At 60.7% G+C, this 18,579-nt stretch carries 26 protein-coding genes; 9 read left to right on the top strand and 17 right to left on the bottom strand.

Going from position 1 to position 18,579, the window contains the following annotated elements; all coding sequences use genetic code 11:
* Nucleotides 1–104: 104 nt before the first annotated feature.
* From IFU00_01395 to IFU00_01320, 16 genes are all read right to left on the bottom strand, one after another.
* Nucleotides 105–314, bottom strand: coding sequence for a hypothetical protein (locus IFU00_01395; protein ID MBD8540932.1), 210 nt, complete (start codon nt 312–314; stop codon nt 105–107).
* Nucleotides 311–658: a hypothetical protein gene (locus IFU00_01390; protein MBD8540931.1), complete on the bottom strand. Its 348-nt coding sequence runs from the start codon at nt 656–658 to the stop codon at nt 311–313. Before IFU00_01390 ends, IFU00_01395 begins: the two co-directional genes overlap by 4 nt.
* Entirely contained in the window at nt 658–2,004 is a 1,347-nt protein-coding gene (locus IFU00_01385; protein ID MBD8540930.1) for a hypothetical protein, read from the bottom strand. The genes IFU00_01390 and IFU00_01385 overlap by 1 nt, the downstream gene beginning before the upstream one ends.
* Nucleotide 2,005: 1 nt before the next feature.
* A complete protein-coding gene (locus IFU00_01380; protein MBD8540929.1) occupies nt 2,006–2,374 on the bottom strand; it encodes a hypothetical protein in 369 nt (122 codons plus the stop codon).
* A complete protein-coding gene (locus IFU00_01375) occupies nt 2,375–2,797 on the bottom strand; it encodes a hypothetical protein (GenBank protein ID MBD8540928.1) in 423 nt (140 codons plus the stop codon). It abuts the gene before it with no gap.
* Between the two features lie 2 nt (nt 2,798–2,799).
* On the bottom strand, nt 2,800–3,216 hold the full coding sequence (locus tag IFU00_01370; protein MBD8540927.1) for a hypothetical protein: 417 nt from the start codon (nt 3,214–3,216) through the stop codon (nt 2,800–2,802).
* Between the two features lie 39 nt (nt 3,217–3,255).
* The gene (locus IFU00_01365) at nt 3,256–4,731 is read right to left on the bottom strand and encodes a phage portal protein (GenBank protein MBD8540926.1); all 1,476 of its coding nucleotides are present in this window, start codon (nt 4,729–4,731) and stop codon (nt 3,256–3,258) included.
* Nucleotides 4,731–4,943, bottom strand: a complete 213-nt coding sequence (locus IFU00_01360; GenBank protein ID MBD8540925.1) for a hypothetical protein — start codon at nt 4,941–4,943, stop codon at nt 4,731–4,733. The genes IFU00_01365 and IFU00_01360 overlap by 1 nt, the downstream gene beginning before the upstream one ends.
* An 86-nt stretch (nt 4,944–5,029) precedes the next feature.
* The gene (locus tag IFU00_01355) at nt 5,030–5,302 is read right to left on the bottom strand and encodes a hypothetical protein (protein MBD8540924.1); all 273 of its coding nucleotides are present in this window, start codon (nt 5,300–5,302) and stop codon (nt 5,030–5,032) included.
* Nucleotides 5,303–5,442: 140 nt separating this feature from the next.
* A complete protein-coding gene (locus IFU00_01350) occupies nt 5,443–5,799 on the bottom strand; it encodes a hypothetical protein (protein ID MBD8540923.1) in 357 nt (118 codons plus the stop codon).
* Complete coding sequence (locus tag IFU00_01345; GenBank protein MBD8540922.1) at nt 5,733–7,730, bottom strand: phage terminase large subunit family protein; 1,998 nt, start codon at nt 7,728–7,730, stop codon at nt 5,733–5,735. The genes IFU00_01350 and IFU00_01345 overlap by 67 nt, the downstream gene beginning before the upstream one ends.
* Entirely contained in the window at nt 7,727–8,038 is a 312-nt protein-coding gene (locus tag IFU00_01340) for a hypothetical protein (protein ID MBD8540921.1), read from the bottom strand. Before IFU00_01340 ends, IFU00_01345 begins: the two co-directional genes overlap by 4 nt.
* Before the next feature lie 368 nt (nt 8,039–8,406).
* Nucleotides 8,407–9,150 carry a hypothetical protein gene (locus IFU00_01335; GenBank protein ID MBD8540920.1) on the bottom strand — a complete coding sequence of 248 codons (744 nt, stop codon included), beginning with the start codon at nt 9,148–9,150 and terminating at the stop codon, nt 8,407–8,409.
* A gap of 259 nt (nt 9,151–9,409) precedes the next feature.
* The gene (locus IFU00_01330; protein MBD8540919.1) at nt 9,410–12,157 is read right to left on the bottom strand and encodes a hypothetical protein; all 2,748 of its coding nucleotides are present in this window, start codon (nt 12,155–12,157) and stop codon (nt 9,410–9,412) included.
* Entirely contained in the window at nt 12,144–12,296 is a 153-nt protein-coding gene (locus IFU00_01325) for a hypothetical protein (protein ID MBD8540918.1), read from the bottom strand. Before IFU00_01325 ends, IFU00_01330 begins: the two co-directional genes overlap by 14 nt.
* A 7-nt stretch (nt 12,297–12,303) precedes the next feature.
* Nucleotides 12,304–12,780 carry a hypothetical protein gene (locus IFU00_01320; GenBank protein ID MBD8540917.1) on the bottom strand — a complete coding sequence of 159 codons (477 nt, stop codon included), beginning with the start codon at nt 12,778–12,780 and terminating at the stop codon, nt 12,304–12,306.
* 458 nt (nt 12,781–13,238) lie between these two features.
* Here IFU00_01320 and IFU00_01315 point away from each other — a divergent pair, with 458 nt between their 5' ends.
* The 4 genes from IFU00_01315 (at nt 13,239) to IFU00_01300 (ending at nt 15,397) form a co-directional block, all read left to right on the top strand.
* The gene (locus IFU00_01315; protein ID MBD8540916.1) at nt 13,239–14,027 is read left to right on the top strand and encodes a LexA family transcriptional regulator; all 789 of its coding nucleotides are present in this window, start codon (nt 13,239–13,241) and stop codon (nt 14,025–14,027) included.
* Nucleotides 14,028–14,698: 671 nt separating this feature from the next.
* Nucleotides 14,699–14,848 carry a hypothetical protein gene (locus IFU00_01310; GenBank protein MBD8540915.1) on the top strand — a complete coding sequence of 50 codons (150 nt, stop codon included), beginning with the start codon at nt 14,699–14,701 and terminating at the stop codon, nt 14,846–14,848.
* A complete protein-coding gene (locus IFU00_01305; GenBank protein ID MBD8540914.1) occupies nt 14,848–15,102 on the top strand; it encodes a hypothetical protein in 255 nt (84 codons plus the stop codon). Before IFU00_01310 ends, IFU00_01305 begins: the two co-directional genes overlap by 1 nt.
* A 103-nt stretch (nt 15,103–15,205) precedes the next feature.
* On the top strand, nt 15,206–15,397 hold the full coding sequence (locus IFU00_01300; protein MBD8540913.1) for a hypothetical protein: 192 nt from the start codon (nt 15,206–15,208) through the stop codon (nt 15,395–15,397).
* A 98-nt stretch (nt 15,398–15,495) separates the two neighbouring features.
* On the opposite strand, the gene IFU00_01295 is transcribed toward IFU00_01300, so the two are convergent.
* On the bottom strand, nt 15,496–15,861 hold the full coding sequence (locus IFU00_01295) for a hypothetical protein (GenBank protein MBD8540912.1): 366 nt from the start codon (nt 15,859–15,861) through the stop codon (nt 15,496–15,498).
* A gap of 61 nt (nt 15,862–15,922) precedes the next feature.
* Between IFU00_01295 and IFU00_01290 the strand changes: the two genes are divergently transcribed.
* The 5 genes from IFU00_01290 to IFU00_01270 all read left to right on the top strand — a co-directional run bounded on the left by IFU00_01290 (nt 15,923) and on the right by IFU00_01270 (nt 18,570).
* Nucleotides 15,923–16,786: a ParB N-terminal domain-containing protein gene (locus tag IFU00_01290; protein MBD8540911.1), complete on the top strand. Its 864-nt coding sequence runs from the start codon at nt 15,923–15,925 to the stop codon at nt 16,784–16,786.
* Between the two features lie 9 nt (nt 16,787–16,795).
* Complete coding sequence (locus IFU00_01285) at nt 16,796–16,993, top strand: hypothetical protein (protein MBD8540910.1); 198 nt, start codon at nt 16,796–16,798, stop codon at nt 16,991–16,993.
* A 2-nt stretch (nt 16,994–16,995) separates the two neighbouring features.
* A complete protein-coding gene (locus IFU00_01280; GenBank protein ID MBD8540909.1) occupies nt 16,996–17,364 on the top strand; it encodes a DUF551 domain-containing protein in 369 nt (122 codons plus the stop codon).
* Nucleotides 17,365–17,521: 157 nt separating this feature from the next.
* Nucleotides 17,522–17,809 (top strand): hypothetical protein, encoded by a 288-nt coding sequence (locus IFU00_01275; GenBank protein ID MBD8540908.1) that lies wholly within the window; start codon nt 17,522–17,524, stop codon nt 17,807–17,809.
* A complete protein-coding gene (locus IFU00_01270; protein MBD8540907.1) occupies nt 17,806–18,570 on the top strand; it encodes a hypothetical protein in 765 nt (254 codons plus the stop codon). Before IFU00_01275 ends, IFU00_01270 begins: the two co-directional genes overlap by 4 nt.
* The last annotated feature ends 9 nt before the right edge of the window (nt 18,571–18,579 follow it).

The following is an 18,579-nucleotide window of genomic DNA, read 5'->3' as shown; positions in this document are numbered from 1 at the left end:
AGCGGAGCGGGCTGCGATCTGCTGAGTGGTTGGCGTCGTCATATCCGCATGATGCGGATTTCCCTGTCTCAATTCTCGGAAAACTGAGACAACTTTTCAGACAGCTATTTTTGTTCGCTGACGACGTAGTAGCGGCCTCCCCGCAAGGCCATCGTCTTCAAATCGGACGGCAGGTTTGACAGACCGCCCGCCGGTAGCTGTGTCGCTACCCCGACCAAGTTGGATGGGCCGCGCGCCTGGCCAATCCCGGCCTCGGGCACGTCACGCTTGAACTGGGCGCGTACGCCTGGTAGATCGGCGATGTTGATGGTCATGTGTCCCTCCGCTTGAAATGGGTTGTCTTGTCGAACTGCTCACGGTTCTTGCAACTAACGCGCGCTTCCCACCGCCAATCCTCTGGCGGTTCGTCGCCGGTGCCGCCCAGGAATGCAACGACGTAGGTGCGCACGACACCGTCGATGTCCACGCTTTGAATCTCTGGCGGCTCGATCGAAACAACGCCGACCAGAATCAACTCGATTGCGTTGCTGCTGTCGTCGAGCGGCGTCGTGGCCCGGTCGATCAGTTCCTGCGTGATGTCGGCCAGGTAGCGGCTCTTCTCATCAGGGTCGCGATAGACGTACCAGTCATCGCCCTCTTTCCACGGCATATCAGCCATTATTCGAACCTCACTTTTCTAGTGCCAGTACTGTCAAACGGCGTGACCCGGCTACCACTTCCCTCGAATGGGGTGACGCGGCTGCCACTGCCTTCGAAGATCACGATCCGAGACGGATGGATTTTTGTAATATCAAACGGCTCACCCTTCGCCGAGAAGCGCAGCGTCACCGGGCCGCCGGCCAGCTGCAGGCCAGCGGGCGACACCATCAAGCGCCGACCGACCAATGTGCGCACCGCGCCCGCCGCCAGCGTCAAGCTCGCGGGAGCGACGCGCAGCCGCCGCGCTACGCGCATGCCGACGTTGCCGCCGACAAGCGTCATGGCCGCAGCGGACACCGAGATCGTGTAAGAGCCAGGTTCTGGCTTCGGGCTATACAGCATCTCTACCGTGCTGCTCGTCATGCCCATTGATGCAGGTGCCACGCTCAAGCGCCGTCCTGCGCGCACCGCAATGTCGCCACCCGCAATTGCCAGCATGGCTGGTGCAATTCTCAGTTGCCGGGCCGCGCGTACCGCAACAGCCCCAGGCGAAAGCGTGAGGCTTGCGGGAGCTGCACGCAGGAGTCGTGACACCTTCATGCCGACCTGGCCACCGCTGGCGGCCATGCTCGCTGAACTCACACTCAGCATGTAGTTCACTGCTGCGGTGGCGGCGAGTTCTTCTTCCTCGGGTTCCGCGAACAGCTGCCAGGGATTGGCCGACAGCTCCCTCAGTTCGACAGAGGTGGGCAGCCTATCGCCTTGCCATGCAAAGACTGCCAGGACGGTCCACTGCGATCCGACTTCCGTGCCGCGCGCATCGCCGCCGATCGCAAACGCGTTCGATGTAGATACGACTGTCGTCCCGCCGCCTGTGAAGGTATTGAAGTTTCCGCCATTGAACATGATCCCTTTTTCAGAGGGGCCGACAAGTCCAGCAAACACGCACATCTTGTTGCGCATGCTGGCGGCAGAACCATAGGAGATATTAGCCGCCAAGCCCGGGGTCCACATGATCGACCGTACGTCGCCGCTCCACTCCTGTACGGCAATTACCGTGCCATCCTTTTTGACCAGCGAATTGCTCTGGTTCCCGCTGCCGTCCCGGTATGCGACAACCAACCAGGCTATCGACTGGCCGTTGAACAGCGCGGTCGAGTACTTCCGAGGCACGCTCGTGAGGTTGTACCCGACGCCTTCGGGCGTGACTTTGTTCGACCCAACCGACCTGGTATCGCTGTCGTAGCCAGTGAGTAGGCCGAACGAGGTTGCATGCGGCACCCATACGTCCACCAGCCCCGCAGCCAGCGGGTGCGACATGTTCACCTTCGACTGGCCCTGCGGCTGATAGCGCATGCCCGACATATCAGCTCACCCGGGCTTGAAGCTTCGACGAGATCGTCACTGCGTTGGTCGTGTTGCCGTAGCCGCCCACGCGCGCCCACATGACGCCATGGGACATGGTGACGGAGCGAGCAATGCCGCCATTGGCTTGGGTGTCACCGGTGATGGTGTAGTAATCGGTCCAGTCGTTGACGCCGTCAGGTGATGTCTGCAGCACGATGGTGCAGCCCACCGGTGGGCCCGATGTGCCGTTCTTGACGATGTAGCCCCACTCGCCGCCCATGAAGCCGGTAACGTCGACAGCCGGCCCCCACACTGGGTTCGCAACGGTGCGTCCGGCCGGCACCTCAGTCGGTGCCAGAATAGTTACGGCCTGCTTTGCTGTTGGCATTTATTTCTCACTTCCGTCTGGGTGGAACAAGGCCTCGGCCACTTGCTGCGCGGTGTATGGGTCAGGCTCAAGGCCAAGCGCGCACAACGCCTCAGCGTCAGCCGGCGAGATCGCCTCAGGCCCGAACGAGCGGAGCGCGCCCTGGGCCAGCGGCGAGCCGATGCTGAGCCAGCCATTGGCCAGCAGTTGCACCACATGACGCAACGCCGGCTGCGCCTGGATGAAATCGATCAGCTGGTTACCAGCGTCGATGCCGATGGTTTCCAAGATCACGCCGTACCCGATCTCGCGCCCGTTGGCACGCATGCGCCCGGGCGACAGCAGCGCAGCGATCGCGTCGCAGTCGCGTGCGACTAGCGCGTTGGCACAGGCCGGGTTCGAGCGCGCCGCCTGGCGGAGCGCTGCTTGTTGTTCTGGCGTCATGATCAGGTCAGCGTCAGTACACCAGCGCTCGCGTCGAAGTCGAGCGTCAGTGTTTCACCATCGGCCAGGGTGATCGTCGAGCCATAGTCGATGTAGCCGATCAACGGCTTGCTAGTGGCCGTGTCGTTGTAGACCACCGCGTAGCGGAATGGCCCGATCGCGCTGCCGGATGCAGTGATCACTTCGTCGGCGATCGTCACCTTGGCCAGGCCGGCGGTTTCGGCCAGCACGACTGAGTCCAGCTGGAAGCCGCCTGCCGGATAGGCGCCACCGCTGATCTGCGTGAGGTCGGCCAGCAAGGCGGCAGACGCGGCCGGCACGGTGTTCGTCAGCGCCGCCTTGAGCGTATGGACCCCGAAGTTGTGCACGCCGCGCAGCACCTGCTCGGCGAAGTCGGGGATCTTTTGTAAGGTTGGCATTATCTGTCCTTGAAAGTCTGTTGTAAAAATATCGATGGCCTACGCTGCTGCGTTCGGATCCGTACCAGCCGGCGGCGTCGGCATGTTCCCGCGCTGCATAAACAGCATCGTGTCGAGAATCCCCAGCTCTTTGAGCCTGGCGATATCTTTCGCGAGTTCGGTGTACACCACCTCCGGGTCGTAACCCCGCTGCCGCAGCTTCTCGCTGAAGCTGGACAGGCCACCGCTGATCTCGGCCAGGTCGGCCTGCACATCCTGCTGTGGGTTCACGTAGTCCCACTTCGGCGGGCTGAAATCCACAGCCTTGTCACGCGACTTGATCTGGCCAGCCAGGTAAGCGTGCTCGATGAATGCATCATGGATGGGCACTAGCAGCTTCGGGATCAGGGTCAGCCACTGCATCTGCGTCACCGAGCGCCGGAAGTCCAGCAGCCGCACGCGGGCGCTGCTGAAGTTCACCGAGCTCATGTCTCCGGTCAGCAGGTGGTATGGCACGCCGATACCCGCCGCGATCAGGTGAAGCTGGAACTTGACGTACTCGACGTAGCCCGGTGCCGCCTTCGGTTCGATGACCGTGAAGTTCATCCCCGGCGGCATGCCGACGATGCTCCCGCCCCCCAGCTCGCCCAGGTCGTGGTGACCGCTGGGCTGGCCGTCGCCTGCGTTGCCCATGCTGGCCGGGTTCTCCGCGCCGCTGATGTCGCCACTGGCCAGCACCGACAGGCGGGCTTCCAGATTCTTGCGCGACATCTCCGCGTCCTCATACAGCTGCAGGTCGCGCACGCGCGCGATCACTGGCGCCAGCCGCGTAAAGCCACGGCCCTGCCCTGGGCGGCCCGGGTTGTACAGGTGGATGATCTGGTTCGCTGACACGCGCTGGCTTTGCGACCGACCGCGCACTGCGGCGACATCCCCTGGGTGCTGGTCCCACAGGTAGTAAGCGGCGACCGCACCGAGCACGTCGTACTCGATGCCGTTGACAATTGAGTTGCCGTTTAGCGTGCCCGAGCGTGCGCTGTCGAGCCAGTCAATTTCGAGCAGCTGCAACTGGAGTGGCACCGCCATACCCGAACTGGCGCTGCGGGTGCGCTTGCGCACCAGGACTTCGCCATCCTGCTCCATCGCCATATAGGCGGCTTTCACGAATCCGAAGAAGTCGAAGCGACCATCGGCATCGCATACCTTGAACCAGGCAGTGAGCAGCTCGTTGATCTTGTCCTTGTCCTTGCCGGTGGCGCGCGGGATGATGCCCGCGCCGACCGTCGCCACCGCCAGGCCATCCATGCCGGCCCAGATGTACGGGACGTTCTGCACTAGGGCGCGCGCCTTGGAGCGCAGCGCCTTGGCATCTGCCTGGTGATCAGCGTTCGCGCTGGCGCCAGCGCGGCGGGGGCGCCACGTGTCGCGCCGGCTGGCCGCTTCGTACGCACGCTGCAACTGGCGACGCGCGAAGTGGCGCGCGATCCCTGCTTGCGGGCTAACGAAGCCGATGACGCGATCGATGATGTTGGCCATCAGTCGCCCCGACTCGTGGTGAAGCGGAAGCCGAAGATGTAAGGAACGGTGCGCTGGGCGTTACCGCTGATGACCTGCACCGCGTGCGCCCGGGCAGCGATCAGCTGTGCCGTGTTCTGGTAGGTGATACGCCGTCCGTCGAATTCGACCGAGAGTGCGCCGGATACAATCGCGGCGTCGAGTGCGTCAATGTCTGCTTGGGAGATAGCCATACCGCCCACGGTAGCGATAAGGCTGTCTCAATTCTCGGAAAACTGAGACTAATTTCCACTTACAAAAACCCGTGTATTTCCTCCGCTTACCAGCTTACTTTGTAGGCGTCGCCGACGTAGTCTCCTCCGTCCGGCGTTGCCGTTCCATTGAGGTTGGTTACGGTATAGCCGAGCGATGTTAAGCCTGCGGTAAGAAGTGGAATATTAACAAGTGCTCCTGGTGCATCCTGGATATACTCGCTCTTCCCCTTCGACGCAGCTTCTTGGACCTTCTCTAGGCATTGCGCAATGTGGGGATAGTTATATGCATTAGCAAATGCGGCCAGTGCGGCTGCGTCTGTCGCTTTCAATAAATTCATGGTCTCTCGATTCGATTTGGATTTCAACTTTGCTTTTTGGCCTTCAACGATATGCTCCACGTTGTCGAATTATAGTAACTCGTTGACAACAATATTGCCAATGTGCCGAGGGTATATTTAAACGTAGCAGCAAAGCCACGTTACTTTCTCGAGCCGGGCGTCTTGATGATGCGGTAGACCGATGCCCTACTGATGTTGAGCCGACGGCCAACCTCTGTGGCATTGCGTCCATTGAACAACACCATGACTTCAGCCACGATTCGATCGCGCTCGGCCTGGGATCGCCGTGGGATGTACGTCTCGATACCGGCGAACTCGCGGCGCGCCAGCTCCTTGAGCGCGAAGGCTTTGTCACGCATTTCGGGAAACTCGATTTGAATGAACTCGAAGATCTTGTCGATCAGGTCAACGTTGTCGAGTAGTGCGGCGGTCACCACTGCCTCCCGACTGGCCGGCGCAGGTGGGATGATGGGGTCGATGGCGGTTTCGGTTTCCATGGTTCGTGTGCTGGTTGCGCTGTTGTAGTTGGTAGTGGCGTGATTGCAGTAGCGGGCTGATCCCCATCCGGGACTGGCTGGTCGACCGGGTCGGCATCGTGGAACAGGTCGGACGTGGCAGGGTTGACCTTCTCGCGCACCAGCTGCCACTGGTGGGGAGTCTTCTTGTGCAGGCCGAGGTACTGCGCCGCGGCCAAGTTGTAGACCATCAAGTCGCCAGCCTCGTTGCGGGCGCTCTTCTTCTTTTCCCACACGGTGACTTTGCGGCCGCGCTTGTAGACAGTGATGCTGTACTCGGCAGTGAGCTGGTCGTAGTAGTCGTCCGGCAGGCCCTCCGGGAAGTGGGTGGCGCCCGGGCCTTCGACCACCTTGTAGCGGCCGGCGAGATAATCCTTGGCCGTGTCGGTACCGATAAGCCACAGCTTTGCGCCGTGCGGCATGACCTTGCCCATCCAGTTCACGTCTACCAGCGTTGGCTTGGCAGAGAGGATCGGCTTGTTGTAGGTCGAATGCCCCTTGATCGCGTAGATATGGCGGTGCTGGCGCGTACGTGTGAAGTTGTAGACGTCATGCGTATTGGCACCGCCTGAGTCAACGAACGTGGCGGCGATGCCGAGCATGCGTCCACCGGCGTGCTGGTACCGGCCCAGCAACAACGTATCGAGCGCGTCCCACGTCGCCTGCTCTGTTGGCGATCCCGACACCACCTGGTAGTCGACGATCCAATCTTCCATGCCCTCGCCCCAGGCCACGACCTTGAGCTCGAGGCGGTCAGGCTGCGTGTCGACAGCGGCGGTCAGGATCAGGCCCTTCATCGGCACCGTGCCCAGCTTATAGCCGCCGGCCCGGGCCTTGAGTTCTGTGGCCTTGGTCTGTTCCTTTTTGCGCTCCCAGCACCGCGCCAGGCGCGTGTTGTAGAACACGATCATCAGCTCTTCGCTGCCCTCGTCCAGCTTGGCCCGGGCTGCACGGTACTCGCGCAGTAGGGCAATCCAGGTGAGCCACCCGTACGGTGCGAACATCGCGCTGATCGTAAAGCTGACCGTCTCGCCATCACCAGGCACGCCAGCCGACCACGCGCCGCGCGCGAACATGCGGTTCTTGTCAGTCTCATACATGACGGCGCCACACGCGCTGCATGGGTAGATCGCCTGGCCGGCGTCGTCCTCATCCAGACGCTCGAACACCAGCGGCTGCTCATGGCCGCAGTGCACGCAGTCGGCCAGCGCTTCTTGGCGCGTACCCTGCAGGTAAAGGTTCTCGATGATCGACTGGCCGGTGATGGTCGGCGAGCTGGGGAAGTAGCTTTTGCGATTGCGCTCGAACGACGTCTGGCGCGCCTTCGCCAACTGCACCGGGTCACCCTCGCCGTTCACGTTGGTGTTGGCGCGGTCGACCTCATCGAACAGCACGCGGCGCGCCGGGATCTCGGACAGGTTGGCGGCCGCGCCGGCGGTGACGATGTGCAGCGAACCGCCAATATATTCCTTGGTGTCGAGCGTGTTGACCGAATCGCGCGAACGCGGCGCAGCGACGCGATCGCGCACCTCGGGCACCGCGGCGATGGTCTTGCTCACGCGCGCGCTGGTACGCTTGGCCAGCTTGCCGGTTGGCAGGATCCACAGGAAGTTGGCCGGAGACTGGTGCACCGTCGAGCAGAACCAGTTCAGGCCCACCTGCGTCTTAAGCATCTGCGATGCACCCATTAGGGCGACGGTCTTGCACCAGTGTTTGTCGGACAGCGCGCGCATCACCTCGCGCGCGTGCGGCGTGCGGTCGGTCCGGTACTTGCCAGCCTCGTTGGCGCCCGACTCTTTCGGGATCACCATGTGCAGGTCCGACCATTCGTCGACCGTCATGTTCGGATCGGGCTGCAGCCCGCGCGCGATTGCCGGGCGCAGGATGGTCGCAGCTGCGGTCAGCCCGATCATCCCGCGTGCTCCTCGAGCTGCACGTCCAGGCGCTCGTTGAACGTGTGCGCCATGCTCTCGAGCAGGATCCGGTGCTCGCGCTCGATCACTTCCTCGCACTCCTCGGCGGTACGCAACGGCGCCACGTCGGCAGCGATGCGGCGGGCGCAGTTCAGCAGCCCGTCGCGCAGCGAGCGCGCCGCGTCGAACACGGCCGAGTCGACATCGTCCTTGAGCAGGAATTGGCCCGACATCTCGGCCAGCTTGATCTCGGCGGCTGCTGCCTCCGCTGCCTCCCGGCGTGCGCGGCTCGTGTCGTAGCCCGGCACCTTGGCTACAGACTCCGGGCCTCCCGTACCCGCCGGAGTGCTGGGCTGCGCCCCACTTGCCAGGGGGTCAGGGCGTTGGCCGTTCGCGCGCGGGCGGGTATGTTTTTTGTAGAGGTGCGTCGCGTACTCCGGGTCGACCTTACCATCGGTGACCGGGATGCCGCACCTGGTCACCGCGTCGTATGCGGACTGGCGCGCGATGCCCACGGTCTTTGCCCACTCGGCGACGGTTGTCAGGTTTTGCGTCATATTTCTTCGTTGTCAGGTCAGTTGTCAGGAAATGTTTTTGGGTTCTGCTAGTGCGATGACGTGGCCTGAATTACCCTTGCTAGCCCTGCTCCAGGAAGAACCTAACCCCCGGGGGGGTGTCAGGTTGAGTCCGGCCGCGGGCGATTAAATTCAGCATCAAAGTGCCCGACGAACTTGGCATCGATGGTGGTCTGGCCGATCTCGTGGAAGCGCAGGCGCGTCTTGTATTGCGCCTGCTGCACGAACACGAACATCGGCTTGATGGCCGTGCCGTGCGCAAAGCGGCGCTTGATGTACACGCCTGGTGGCAGGCCGCGGTTACCATTCGGCAGGACGAAGTACGTCACGCCCTGACGCGCGATGGTGCGGTTCGACCGTGTGCTGCCTGATGCACGCGACTCGTGGCCAGCTCCACGCTGCACCTTCAGCTGCGACAGCATCTGGGTGATCTGGGCGCGGCGCACGTTGCCGTTCGCGTCGAGCGTGGCGCCGTCGCCAGGCATGGCGAACCAGCCCTGCGGCATCATGCCGTTGGCCTGCAGCAGGCGTTCCATGCCCTTGAGGCCACGGTTGCCGCCGAAGATTTGTGGGCCGAGGAAGCGGTCAGCCGGCGTGCCCTTGCCCCATGGGTCATCCTTGACCCAGACGCGCGCCTCGAGGCTGATCTTGGTGGCAGGCTTGAGGAACGTGCCGTTCACCGCGTATGGCGTCGGACGATCGAACACTGAGCGCATCTCGGCCTTGATCGCGGCCTGGACGTCCTTGGCCGTGCGGGTCAGCGCAATGGCAGCCACGATCGGACCGCGTCGGCCCAGCCCCTCGATCCGTGCGGCAACAGCCGGGAAGTCGGTTCGCAGATTCATTCGCATCGTTTCACTCCTTTTTCCGGCTTTGCAGCCTGTTATTCAAACCCTGCAAGTCTGGAACCCGCATGGATACTTACTCTTGGCAGGGTATGTAGGGTTGCAGGGCTGTTTTAGATGTGAGTGTCAAAAAAAACACATCGGAATACCAACAAACGTTTCGCGCCTACGTGCGCTAAACCCCGCAAACCCTGCATACCCTGCTGAAACCCGCATGGAGACTGGCTCTCCGGCTTGCAGGGTTCATTCCCTACCCTGCTCAACCCTGCAATGCCCGGTCCGCACGAACGTCGCCGAGCTTTCTAAACTTGGCGATCTGCTCATCTAATGGGTCCGGGAAATCGGGGTTGTCCACTACGAACACCATTCGGGTTTTCTTGTGCTTGCTGTCGACCGCGACGCTCTTCTTCGACTTCGTCTCGCGACTACCGATCAGGCCGGCGAACTTGCACAGCGTCAGGGGCTTCTCACCGCTCTTGTCGCACCACCGCTTGTAAATGATGTACAGATCCTCAGACAGACACGACGTGTACGGCGCGTCCAGGTAGCCGTCCTTCCAGGCACGGTGGAACGACATCCATCCGGCCAAGCCGAACTCGATCACGCGCTCCTTGGCCAGCGTCATCGGCGGCTTGGTGTGCTCGTTGAAGCCGTCGAGCGGCAGGTTCAGCAGGAAGTGATAGAACGCCTGGATGCCACCTGCCGCGATGGAACGCTGCACGTCGGCATAGAACGCTGGGTCCTGCTTGCGCCGCGCCTCGATGACCATGAAGCGCCGGTCTTCCAGCTCGATCGGGATCGGCTGCGGCTCGTTCGAGAGGAACGTCGCATTCATGTGGTTGCGCTCATCGCGCAGCGGCAGGTTCTTCTCGTTGATCGACGTGGTCTTGCCGGTGATCATGTACTTGAGCGTGCCGTTGTGGGAGTACTTGTCGTCGCGCGACAGTACCTCCTCGAACAGCACGAACAACTTGCGGCTGCGCCAAGCAGTGAAGCTCGACTCCAACTGGTGCTGACTGGCCACCGTGCCGTAGTCGCCATAGATCGGCTGCATCACGTCTTGGAAGAACAGCGACTTGCCGGTGCCTTGCTTCTCGCCGAACATCAGCAGCGCGGTCTGCATCTTGGCGCCCGGGTGCTGCAGCGGGTACGCGAGCCAGCGCAGGATCCACTCCATGGCTTCGTCGGCCTTGTCTTCTGTATCGCACAACGAGGCCAGGAGCGCGAGGATCGGGCCGACGAGTGTGTCGTCGTGCTTGGGCGTGAGCGGCCAGCCGAGGAAGATGTTGACGTGGCTGACCGGGTCGGCCTGCTGCGTCGGATCGAACACCAGGTTGCGCGCCTCGATCGTTTTGCGCAGGGCATGCTCCTGCCATTTGCCGGTGAGCTCGGCGGTATAGTCGGCGCGCACGGCGCCCAGCGACATAACCTGTTGGCCGATGCCATCCCACACCGTCTCGGTGCCGCGCAGGAGCGTGAGGTTATCGAGCATCTCGCCAAGCTTGCCGCCGCCTGCGCCTGCGCCTTCGACTGCCTTGCCACCAACGAGGGTGGGGAGGGATTCGCGAAGGATGGTGCGGCGCGTTACATCTTTCTCCCACGCGCTGGCGAGGTCCTTGCCGACCCATGCGGCGAATGCTGACTTTTTGAGACGCTGCTTGCGCAGGCCATCCCAGATGTCCGTCGTCGGGTAGATCAGCTGCATGTGCGCGAGCAGCACTTCAAGCGTTGGCACACGGATGGAGGTGGCCACGTCAATGGGCGTCTCGACAGCGGGCGCGTCGGGCATTGGCACGTCGTCCAAGTACGCCGGCGGCTCATCGTCCGTGGGGCTCGTCGTCGGTGCCTGCTCCATCGTGAGGGCAAGGGAGCGCGCGGCCCGCACTTGGTCGCGCACGACGTCGAGCGATTCGGCCAGGTACAGGTCGTTGAAGTCCGAATCCTTGCTATCGACCGCACGTGCCGCGAACGTTGGCACGACCACCGAGGCATTGCCGACGACGCGGGCTGCAGCGCGCGATCGCGACACGCCAGCGTTCTCGAACTTGAGCAGGCGCACCATGCGCCCTGCGCGAACGTCGGCTTCGATGTATGGCGTGCCTGCCGCATCATTGCGCCAAGTTGCACGCACGCTGACGGCTTCGTCCTTGGCCGACGTGAGCTGGTGGTCAGCACCGTCGATGACGGGCGTCCATTCAACGCCGAAGTCTTCCCGCAGGCACTCGGCAAGGCGAGCGATCACGCGCATGTCGTCATCGGCCAGGAACAATAAGTGGGCACCGGGGAAAAGTGCACGCAGTTGCTTTGCAACCGGCAGCAAATTACCTGCATTAAATGCGACCATGGTCGGCGTGTCGAAATCCGTCGCCATGCGCACGGTCTCACAGGTCGCATATCCTTCGCCGATCTCGATGAGCTTGGCTTCGGGTGCAAGCCGGCCGAGTAGGCAAGCGCCGCCAACCATATCGATGCCGCTACTGAACCGCTTTTCGCCGTCCGCCTGAATACGCTGCAAGCCGGCCAGCGTCGCGCCGACTTCGCTGTACTTCATCACCGGCACCAGTAGAACGCCATCACTATCGACACGGGTCTTCTCGCTCTGGACGCGCTTGCGCGCCAAGTACGGTGAAGGCTGGTCGCTGTCGGCAGCGGCGGTCCATGCTTGGCGCGCACGGTTGGCAGCCATCTCGGCCTTGCGTTGCTTACGCTCGGCTTCGGCCTTCTCATATGCTTCTTGCTTGCGTTGGACCTCAGCACGCTCCTCGTCCGATACGCCTGACCAGTCCATCCTGAGCTTGACCGAATTCGAGTCTTGACCTTGCCAGACACCGAACGAACCATTCCGCACCTCGCGTCCCGAATCGAGCTTTACCTGGCGGAAGAGATACCACGCTTTTTTCTTCGGGCCAAAGCGATGTGCTTTTCCGTCATAAACAGGGTGTCCATCCGGCAGCGCCGGGAGACCGGCTTCCGCCATCTGCGCGATGATCTGCTCACGCGTCAGCATGTTTTGCTTTCTTTGCCGCGCAGGCCTCGGCCAGCATGCATTGCAGGTGCGCGAGGATGCGCGCCTTTTCTTCCTGGGTGCGCTCGACCGGACGGTCGTCGCACAGGCCCCACTGAGCCGGGACAATTGGTCCAGGCAAGTGCTTATCAGCTGTCATTGGATTGATTCGGTGGAGCGCCGGCCACGGTCGGGCGGCAATAAACTTGGAACATCAAGCCCATCAGCTCTTTCATGGTCTTGTGCATCTGCTGCGAGATGTCGTCGAGTTCAACACGCTCACGGGGGTCGATCTCGTTGTCCTCGATTGCTTTGGTATAGGTGCCCGACAAGAGACCCAGCTCGGTGTACAGCTCGTGGAACTTGCCTTGCAGGGACTCGCCATTGACGCCCTCACCCGATGGCAGCTCGACGAAGACGCCACCGCTCGCAACCGCAATTGCCTGCGCGAAGTGTGTAGTGCCGGCATGCGCCTGGATCAGCAACGCGGTGTCAACACGCATGCCGGAGCCTTTGACCTCGTACACGCGCGCTTCCAGCTGCGACCGCGTCATACCGAGTGTCGCTGCCGTGCCATTCCAGCCATGCACCTTGATCATTTCTTGATAAGACGACAAAAGTTCCATAGTGTTTCCCTCTGATTCTTGGGTATTGCTTTTCGAGCAAGGCGCTTAGTATTCAGAATCATTCCTAAAAACTATTTCCTATGTGCAACTTAGAGAGCGCAGTAAAATCCACTTGCTCCAAGAGCCAACGGTCTAACGATGTGGTTATTCGGTTGACGGTTCGCGTCCAATCTGGCGACCTAGTGTCTCTATCGGCCACCAGGGACGGGGGAAAGTTGAAATGGTCCTATGAACTCGGGCCTGGGGCGCTCGCTGCTGGCTCCACAGGTTCGGTAGAAACCTGATGATCTGCGGCCAGCTTCTGGAGCGCGCTTACGACAGCGTAGGACGGTCGCTTAATGCCCGCCTTGCCAGCCTCCATATCGCTGATTGACGTTTGCTTAAGCCCAACGGCACAACCGATCTGCGTTTGGGTAAGCCCAGCCTTCCGAAGGCTCGAAATTGTATGAGGGATGTCCATGACCACCATTATGGGAACTCCGGTATTTTCTGTCAACCGGAAAACCGGTTTAATGCTGCGCGATAATACCGGTATGTCGATAAGCGCACGTTTAAAGCAAGCCCGGAAAGATGCCGGCATGACTCAAGGTGAGTTGGCCGCACGCAGTGGGCTAAAGCAGAGTACGATTTCCGACCTTGAGACCGGCAAGTCGCAGGGGACAACTTATGTTGCGTCTCTTGCACTCGCTATGGGTGTGAGCCCCCTATGGCTCGAGGCCGGCAAAGGTACAAGGAACGTAGACCTGCCTGATCCTCCAGCAGCGCTCAATGAGGGCAGCCCATTTCTAAAAAACAAGGTCCCTATCCGTGTTGGAGATGAGCCAGAGACTGTTCCTATACGCAAAGTGAAACTTAAGCTGCACGCTGGGGTGGCAGGGTATGAAACTGAACCAATCGCTGACGATGGTGGCGTGCTCCATATGCCGCTCCACCTCATCGAAAGTGCTAACTTGGTGCCACATCAGCTACTAGCGATCCCCATTAAAGGCTGTAGCATGGAGCCGATGCTATTTGAAGATGACCTTGTAGTGATCAATACTGCTGATAGGGACCCACGAAGCCGCGAGCTGTATGCCGTGAACTTCAATGGCGAGGCATGCATTAAGCAACTGATACACAAGGCTGGCCAGTGGTACCTCCACTCATTAAATCCAGACTACGGTCCGTTGAGTGTTCGTAGCGGCCAGTGCGATATCGTTGGACGGGTTGTCTACCAACCTGGACGCATGGTCACAGGCAGGCTATAGCATGAGCAACCGGAGGAACCAATGGCGTTGAGACCATGTGCAGAGTGCGGTGCGCGGATTAGCACCGAAGCGGAAGCCTGCCCTCGTTGCGGCGCCAAGCCACGCGCGACCATGGGGCCCATTGGGCGAGTCGTTCTGGGAGTTATTGCCTTGAGCGTCGGAATCTCAGTGTTCTCGTCAAGAGGTGAGGACAAACCTGTCGAGAAGCCCGCTCCGATTGCCAAAACACCAGAGCAAATTGAGGCAGAAGAAGCGGAGAAGTCACGCGCTCAGCGGGCGATTTTTGTGGTAACTGCACTTAGGCACGGCCTACGCGATCCTGACTCAGTAAGATGGAGTTCTGTTTCCGTGAGTGACGACGCAAGCTTAGTGTGTGTCGAGTACAGGGCAAAAAACGGCTTCGGTGGCGTCAACTTCGAACAGACCCTTTATACAAAGGGGAAGTTCAGCACTTCCGCCAAGCTATGGAACCGTTACTGCGCAGGCAAGCAGCTAAACGATTTAAAGCCAATAGTTGAGTATGTCTTAAAACGATCTAGCTAATCTTAGGCATCGGTACCACCACGGGCCCCGCTATCGCGGGGTTTTTTTTCGCCAGTAATATGGGAAAACCGGTTGACTTAAAATACCGGAATCCCCATAATTATTCTATCAACTTCGATGGAGCCCACATGAACACCTACCAAGTCACCGTCCGTACCGCCGGCACCGCACACGTGTTCAGTGCGATTGCTGCATCGTCAGCTGACGCCTTCGACGACGCTGCAACTAAGTTTGCGGACGTCCCTTGCGGCATCACTGTCATGACCAAGGCAGGCTGATGATTACCGTCGCCGCCATCCGCACGGCCATTGCTAACTGCGTCGCCCAGGCAAGTGCAGATGCGCCAACCGACGCCGAGCTGCGCGTCACTGCATTCGTCGCGCGCCTGTCCGGCAGCATGGAATCGCTCGGCGACCATGAGCTCGACGCGATGATCTGGGGCCTGTTCGACATGCCTCCCCCTACCCGGCTGTGCGCCGCACCGCTACTCAATCCGATTCCGATGCCCGCTCCAGCGCGGTTTTGGGGGTAGTCATGGGCTTCCTGTGCCTCTACCGCTATTACCGCTTCCTAGGCATGCCGCTCGTTCAGTCGATCCGCTTGGCGCGCAATCACCGGATGCACGTGAGCTGACCATGCAACGCATCTCGCCCGACCGAGCGTCTCTTGAAATTGCGCACCGCGCGCTTCACACAGACACCCGGCTGGACGAGATGCTCGAACACTCGGCCCTCAAGATCATCTTGGAGGCTATCGCCCGCCGGCACATGCAGCGCCGCGCGCGGATCGATGTGAAGAAGCTGCAGGCCAACGACAGAGACAACTAGAAATGAACGAACAAGTGCGTGTAATTGCCAAGGACGGCTTGGCCGAAATGATCAAGCCCAGCAGCGAAATGTTCGTCTGCGCCCAATCAGAGGCTGCGTCATTGCGGGAGATCGCCGCTGTCGATTTGCAAGTCGGCGAGTGGGTTTGGATGGCCGGCGGGGGTGTTTGCAACCAAGAAGTCGCGGAGCGTGCAGGCCTGGCCGATGTCCAAGGCAATGGACAGCCAGCCGAGCCCGAGATCACGGATAAGTAATTGAATGTATTCGTCTGACAACGTGCGCACGGCAAAGCCCTCTGCCCTCTCGGCAGTGTCGAGATCATCAGAAATCGGAGCATTTGGTACAGCTGGAAGCATGCGCGCTCGGACTCTTGCGAGTTCCGCGATCAGGTCTTGCAGAGCATCGGCCGTTAGATCGCCATCGATCGATAGATGCACAGTTCGCTTGTCGTCACTCAGATTCATAGGTTCTCACAGTTTGGCAAATACCGATTCTCACACAACTTATTGTCAACAATCTAAACATATGAGCAAGCTCGATAATTTCGTTTCCCTCAAGGTCGCAGCCGAGAAGAAGATTCACGGCGACGACGTATCGAAGGTGACTTCGTTTGCTGTCGCCCCACACCTGTTGCAGATCGAGGAAGGCTTCAACGCCCGCCCGCTGAACCCGGACCACGTGGCCGAAATGTCGCTGGCCATGCGCAATGGCGCTACGTTTCCCGCGCTTGAGGTACGCGTTGACGACGGTCATATCCTGATCGTTGACGGGCACCACCGCCACGCCGCTGCGCTTAAAGCTATGGCCGAGGGCTTCGAGATCAAGGCACTGGACTGTCGCCACTTTCGTGGCAACGATGCAGACCGCGTCGCGCACATGCTCAACAGCGCATCCGGCCTCGCGCTCACGCCGCTACAGCTCGGCGTCCAGTACCGCAAGCTGCTTGCCTTCGGCTGGACCGAACCGCAGATCGCGAACCGTCGCGGCAAGTCGGTCCAGCACGTCAAGGACATGGTCCAGCTGGCCGAGGCCAACAGCGACGTGCACCAGGCGGTGAACGCTGGCCTGATCTCCGGCACCGCCGCACTCAAGATGGTTAAGCAGCACGGCAGCAAGGCCGGCGCAGTCATCCAGGAAGGCCTGGAGCAGGCCAAGGCCGAGGGCAAGGAGAAAGTCACTCCTCGCGCACTGGCACGCCGCTCCAGCCCCAAGGTGACAGACAAGCAGATCGTCGACTGGATGGTTGAGAACATCAAGTTTAGCCAGGCATACATCAGCGACAAGGCGCGCTACTACGAGCTCGACCTGTCCGTGCCCCACGGAGCAGCAGACAGTGACGATCTCCGCACCCTGATCGCCAACGCAATTTCCCACAGCACTACCACCTGAAGGAGCACCATGAATCTCAAGACTATTGGCCCCGGCTCGACCGTCAAGTTTGACAGCGAAGCCGGCCCACAGCAAGGCACCGTCGCCGAAATCCTCACCGACATCGGTAACGGCGCCCGCGTCGCGTTCGTACGCGTCAATGGCACTCTGGACGGCGCACCGTGGCGAGTCCCGGTGAACGAGCTGCAACACGAGGAGGTCGCGTAACCATGATTACGACTGCCATTTCCGCAACGCTGGCTCGCCTTGGACATGCCCACCTCGACGCGGTGGAGACGGCAGAACGTCCTTCCAGCAAATCACATCGCGACGCTAAGCGATCGTTCCGCAAGCACATCGACATGGTCACCAGTGCAGTGGCTCTTCTTGAGCAAGAGCGCGAGAAAGCCTGGACGCCGATCAACGAACGACTGCCCGACAACGACCTCCTGGTGCTTATTGCAGTTAACGACGACGATACGTGGACCGGTTACCACATCAACGGCGCGTGGCGATATTCGGACGGATTCCCGATCGAAAAAGAACGTGTGACGCACTGGATGCCGATGCCAACGCCACCCGTGGCGAGCCCGACGTGAGCAGCTGGGGAACCCCGAGCCGGATCAGCTCCGATCTTTACCGCGAACGCACGGCAGCGACACCGCCTGTCTCGCTGCGTCGTCGCCGGTGCGCGTGTGGCAAGGTCGTCACGGCCAAGCAGCTGACGCAATACGGCGCGTGCGCCGCGTGCGTGCTATGCACGCCAAACCAGGTGAAGGAAGCACGGTGACAGGGCCCGTACCGAACAACCAGGACGAGCCGAACGATGTCGAGTCGTACAGGCACCACTTGCTGCTGCTCAAGTCGATGCACTGCTGCCGGCCAGTGGTCTACCAGGGCTTGAACCAATACATCACCTGCCTGACAGCGAACCGCGACGGCGGGCGCATCTCGATGTCCGTCTACTTGGCCGGCAAGTCGGGGGCCATCGACAGCAGCCAGATTCAAATTAAACACACAGCCCAAGAAGGGAAAACGGTATGACGAAACCATCAACAACTGCTACGCAGAGGTCATTGCGCGAAGTGATCGCAGACGACTCCCACGCATTGACGTTTCAGACATCAGGCCAGTACCGCGCCGCGCTGCTGAAGCATCAACCGATGGAACATACCCATCATGCCGAGGCGTTCGCGTGGGCGGTCTTTGCCAAAGATGACAACGTCATCATCTGGTCCAAGAATCGCGCTCAAGTCGAATCGGCCTCGAAAGAATACGGACGACCCATCGTGCCGGTCATCGCGCTATTCGCCGCCGAACAAGGCGCACCGCCCGTCCCACCAACACACTGTGATCCGGCTGAAGGATTTTGCGCCAAGTGCCAGGAACAAGCTCGCGCTGCCCTCGCCAACCAGCCAGCGTCGACAGTGCCAGCAGGGGATTCTTATAATCGAAAACTTGAGAAAGCGCTGCGCCCCTTTGCCAAACTGGCCAAGCCGTTTGAAGGCAACTTCGACACGGACCACATCATGCAGGATTACCGGGGAACCTTGACCGTTCGCCATATCCGCGCCGCTGCAAAAGCACTCGCGCATCAATCAGCGCAGGAGCAGGCCGAGCCGACGACACTCGAACTGGTGCATGCGCTCCTGCAGGCTGAGCGTTTGCTGCGTGCGGCTGGTTTCTCCATGACTGGGACAGCATCCTCGCAGATCGTCGCCGCTATTGCTAAACATGCTGTCACCGCACAGCAGGAGCCAGTAGCCACGCCCCAGCAAGCCGCAGCGCCGAAGGTAGGTGCGTGATGACATACC

Source organism: Oxalobacteraceae sp. CFBP 8761 (genome assembly GCA_014841595.1).
Classification (GTDB): domain Bacteria; phylum Pseudomonadota; class Gammaproteobacteria; order Burkholderiales; family Burkholderiaceae_D; genus Telluria.
Note: the sequence above shows the minus strand (reverse complement) of the source record. Positions and strands in the feature narration are given on the sequence as shown.

Coding starts and splice junctions, on each gene's coding strand:
- IFU00_01395 (MBD8540932.1), bottom strand. CDS start 314: ATGACCATCAACATCGCCGATCTACCAGGCGTACGCGCCCAGTTCAAG.
- IFU00_01390 (MBD8540931.1), bottom strand. CDS start 658: ATGGCTGATATGCCGTGGAAAGAGGGCGATGACTGGTACGTCTATCGC.
- IFU00_01385 (MBD8540930.1), bottom strand. CDS start 2,004: ATGTCGGGCATGCGCTATCAGCCGCAGGGCCAGTCGAAGGTGAACATG.
- IFU00_01380 (MBD8540929.1), bottom strand. CDS start 2,374: ATGCCAACAGCAAAGCAGGCCGTAACTATTCTGGCACCGACTGAGGTG.
- IFU00_01375 (MBD8540928.1), bottom strand. CDS start 2,797: ATGACGCCAGAACAACAAGCAGCGCTCCGCCAGGCGGCGCGCTCGAAC.
- IFU00_01370 (MBD8540927.1), bottom strand. CDS start 3,216: ATGCCAACCTTACAAAAGATCCCCGACTTCGCCGAGCAGGTGCTGCGC.
- IFU00_01365 (MBD8540926.1), bottom strand. CDS start 4,731: ATGGCCAACATCATCGATCGCGTCATCGGCTTCGTTAGCCCGCAAGCA.
- IFU00_01360 (MBD8540925.1), bottom strand. CDS start 4,943: ATGGCTATCTCCCAAGCAGACATTGACGCACTCGACGCCGCGATTGTA.
- IFU00_01355 (MBD8540924.1), bottom strand. CDS start 5,302: ATGAATTTATTGAAAGCGACAGACGCAGCCGCACTGGCCGCATTTGCT.
- IFU00_01350 (MBD8540923.1), bottom strand. CDS start 5,799: ATGGAAACCGAAACCGCCATCGACCCCATCATCCCACCTGCGCCGGCC.
- IFU00_01345 (MBD8540922.1), bottom strand. CDS start 7,730: ATGATCGGGCTGACCGCAGCTGCGACCATCCTGCGCCCGGCAATCGCG.
- IFU00_01335 (MBD8540920.1), bottom strand. CDS start 9,150: ATGAATCTGCGAACCGACTTCCCGGCTGTTGCCGCACGGATCGAGGGG.
- IFU00_01330 (MBD8540919.1), bottom strand. CDS start 12,157: ATGCTGACGCGTGAGCAGATCATCGCGCAGATGGCGGAAGCCGGTCTC.
- IFU00_01320 (MBD8540917.1), bottom strand. CDS start 12,780: ATGGAACTTTTGTCGTCTTATCAAGAAATGATCAAGGTGCATGGCTGG.
- IFU00_01315 (MBD8540916.1), top strand. CDS start 13,239: ATGACCACCATTATGGGAACTCCGGTATTTTCTGTCAACCGGAAAACC.
- IFU00_01310 (MBD8540915.1), top strand. CDS start 14,699: ATGAACACCTACCAAGTCACCGTCCGTACCGCCGGCACCGCACACGTG.
- IFU00_01305 (MBD8540914.1), top strand. CDS start 14,848: ATGATTACCGTCGCCGCCATCCGCACGGCCATTGCTAACTGCGTCGCC.
- IFU00_01300 (MBD8540913.1), top strand. CDS start 15,206: ATGCAACGCATCTCGCCCGACCGAGCGTCTCTTGAAATTGCGCACCGC.
- IFU00_01295 (MBD8540912.1), bottom strand. CDS start 15,861: ATGAATCTGAGTGACGACAAGCGAACTGTGCATCTATCGATCGATGGC.
- IFU00_01290 (MBD8540911.1), top strand. CDS start 15,923: ATGAGCAAGCTCGATAATTTCGTTTCCCTCAAGGTCGCAGCCGAGAAG.
- IFU00_01285 (MBD8540910.1), top strand. CDS start 16,796: ATGAATCTCAAGACTATTGGCCCCGGCTCGACCGTCAAGTTTGACAGC.
- IFU00_01280 (MBD8540909.1), top strand. CDS start 16,996: ATGATTACGACTGCCATTTCCGCAACGCTGGCTCGCCTTGGACATGCC.
- IFU00_01275 (MBD8540908.1), top strand. CDS start 17,522: ATGCACGCCAAACCAGGTGAAGGAAGCACGGTGACAGGGCCCGTACCG.
- IFU00_01270 (MBD8540907.1), top strand. CDS start 17,806: ATGACGAAACCATCAACAACTGCTACGCAGAGGTCATTGCGCGAAGTG.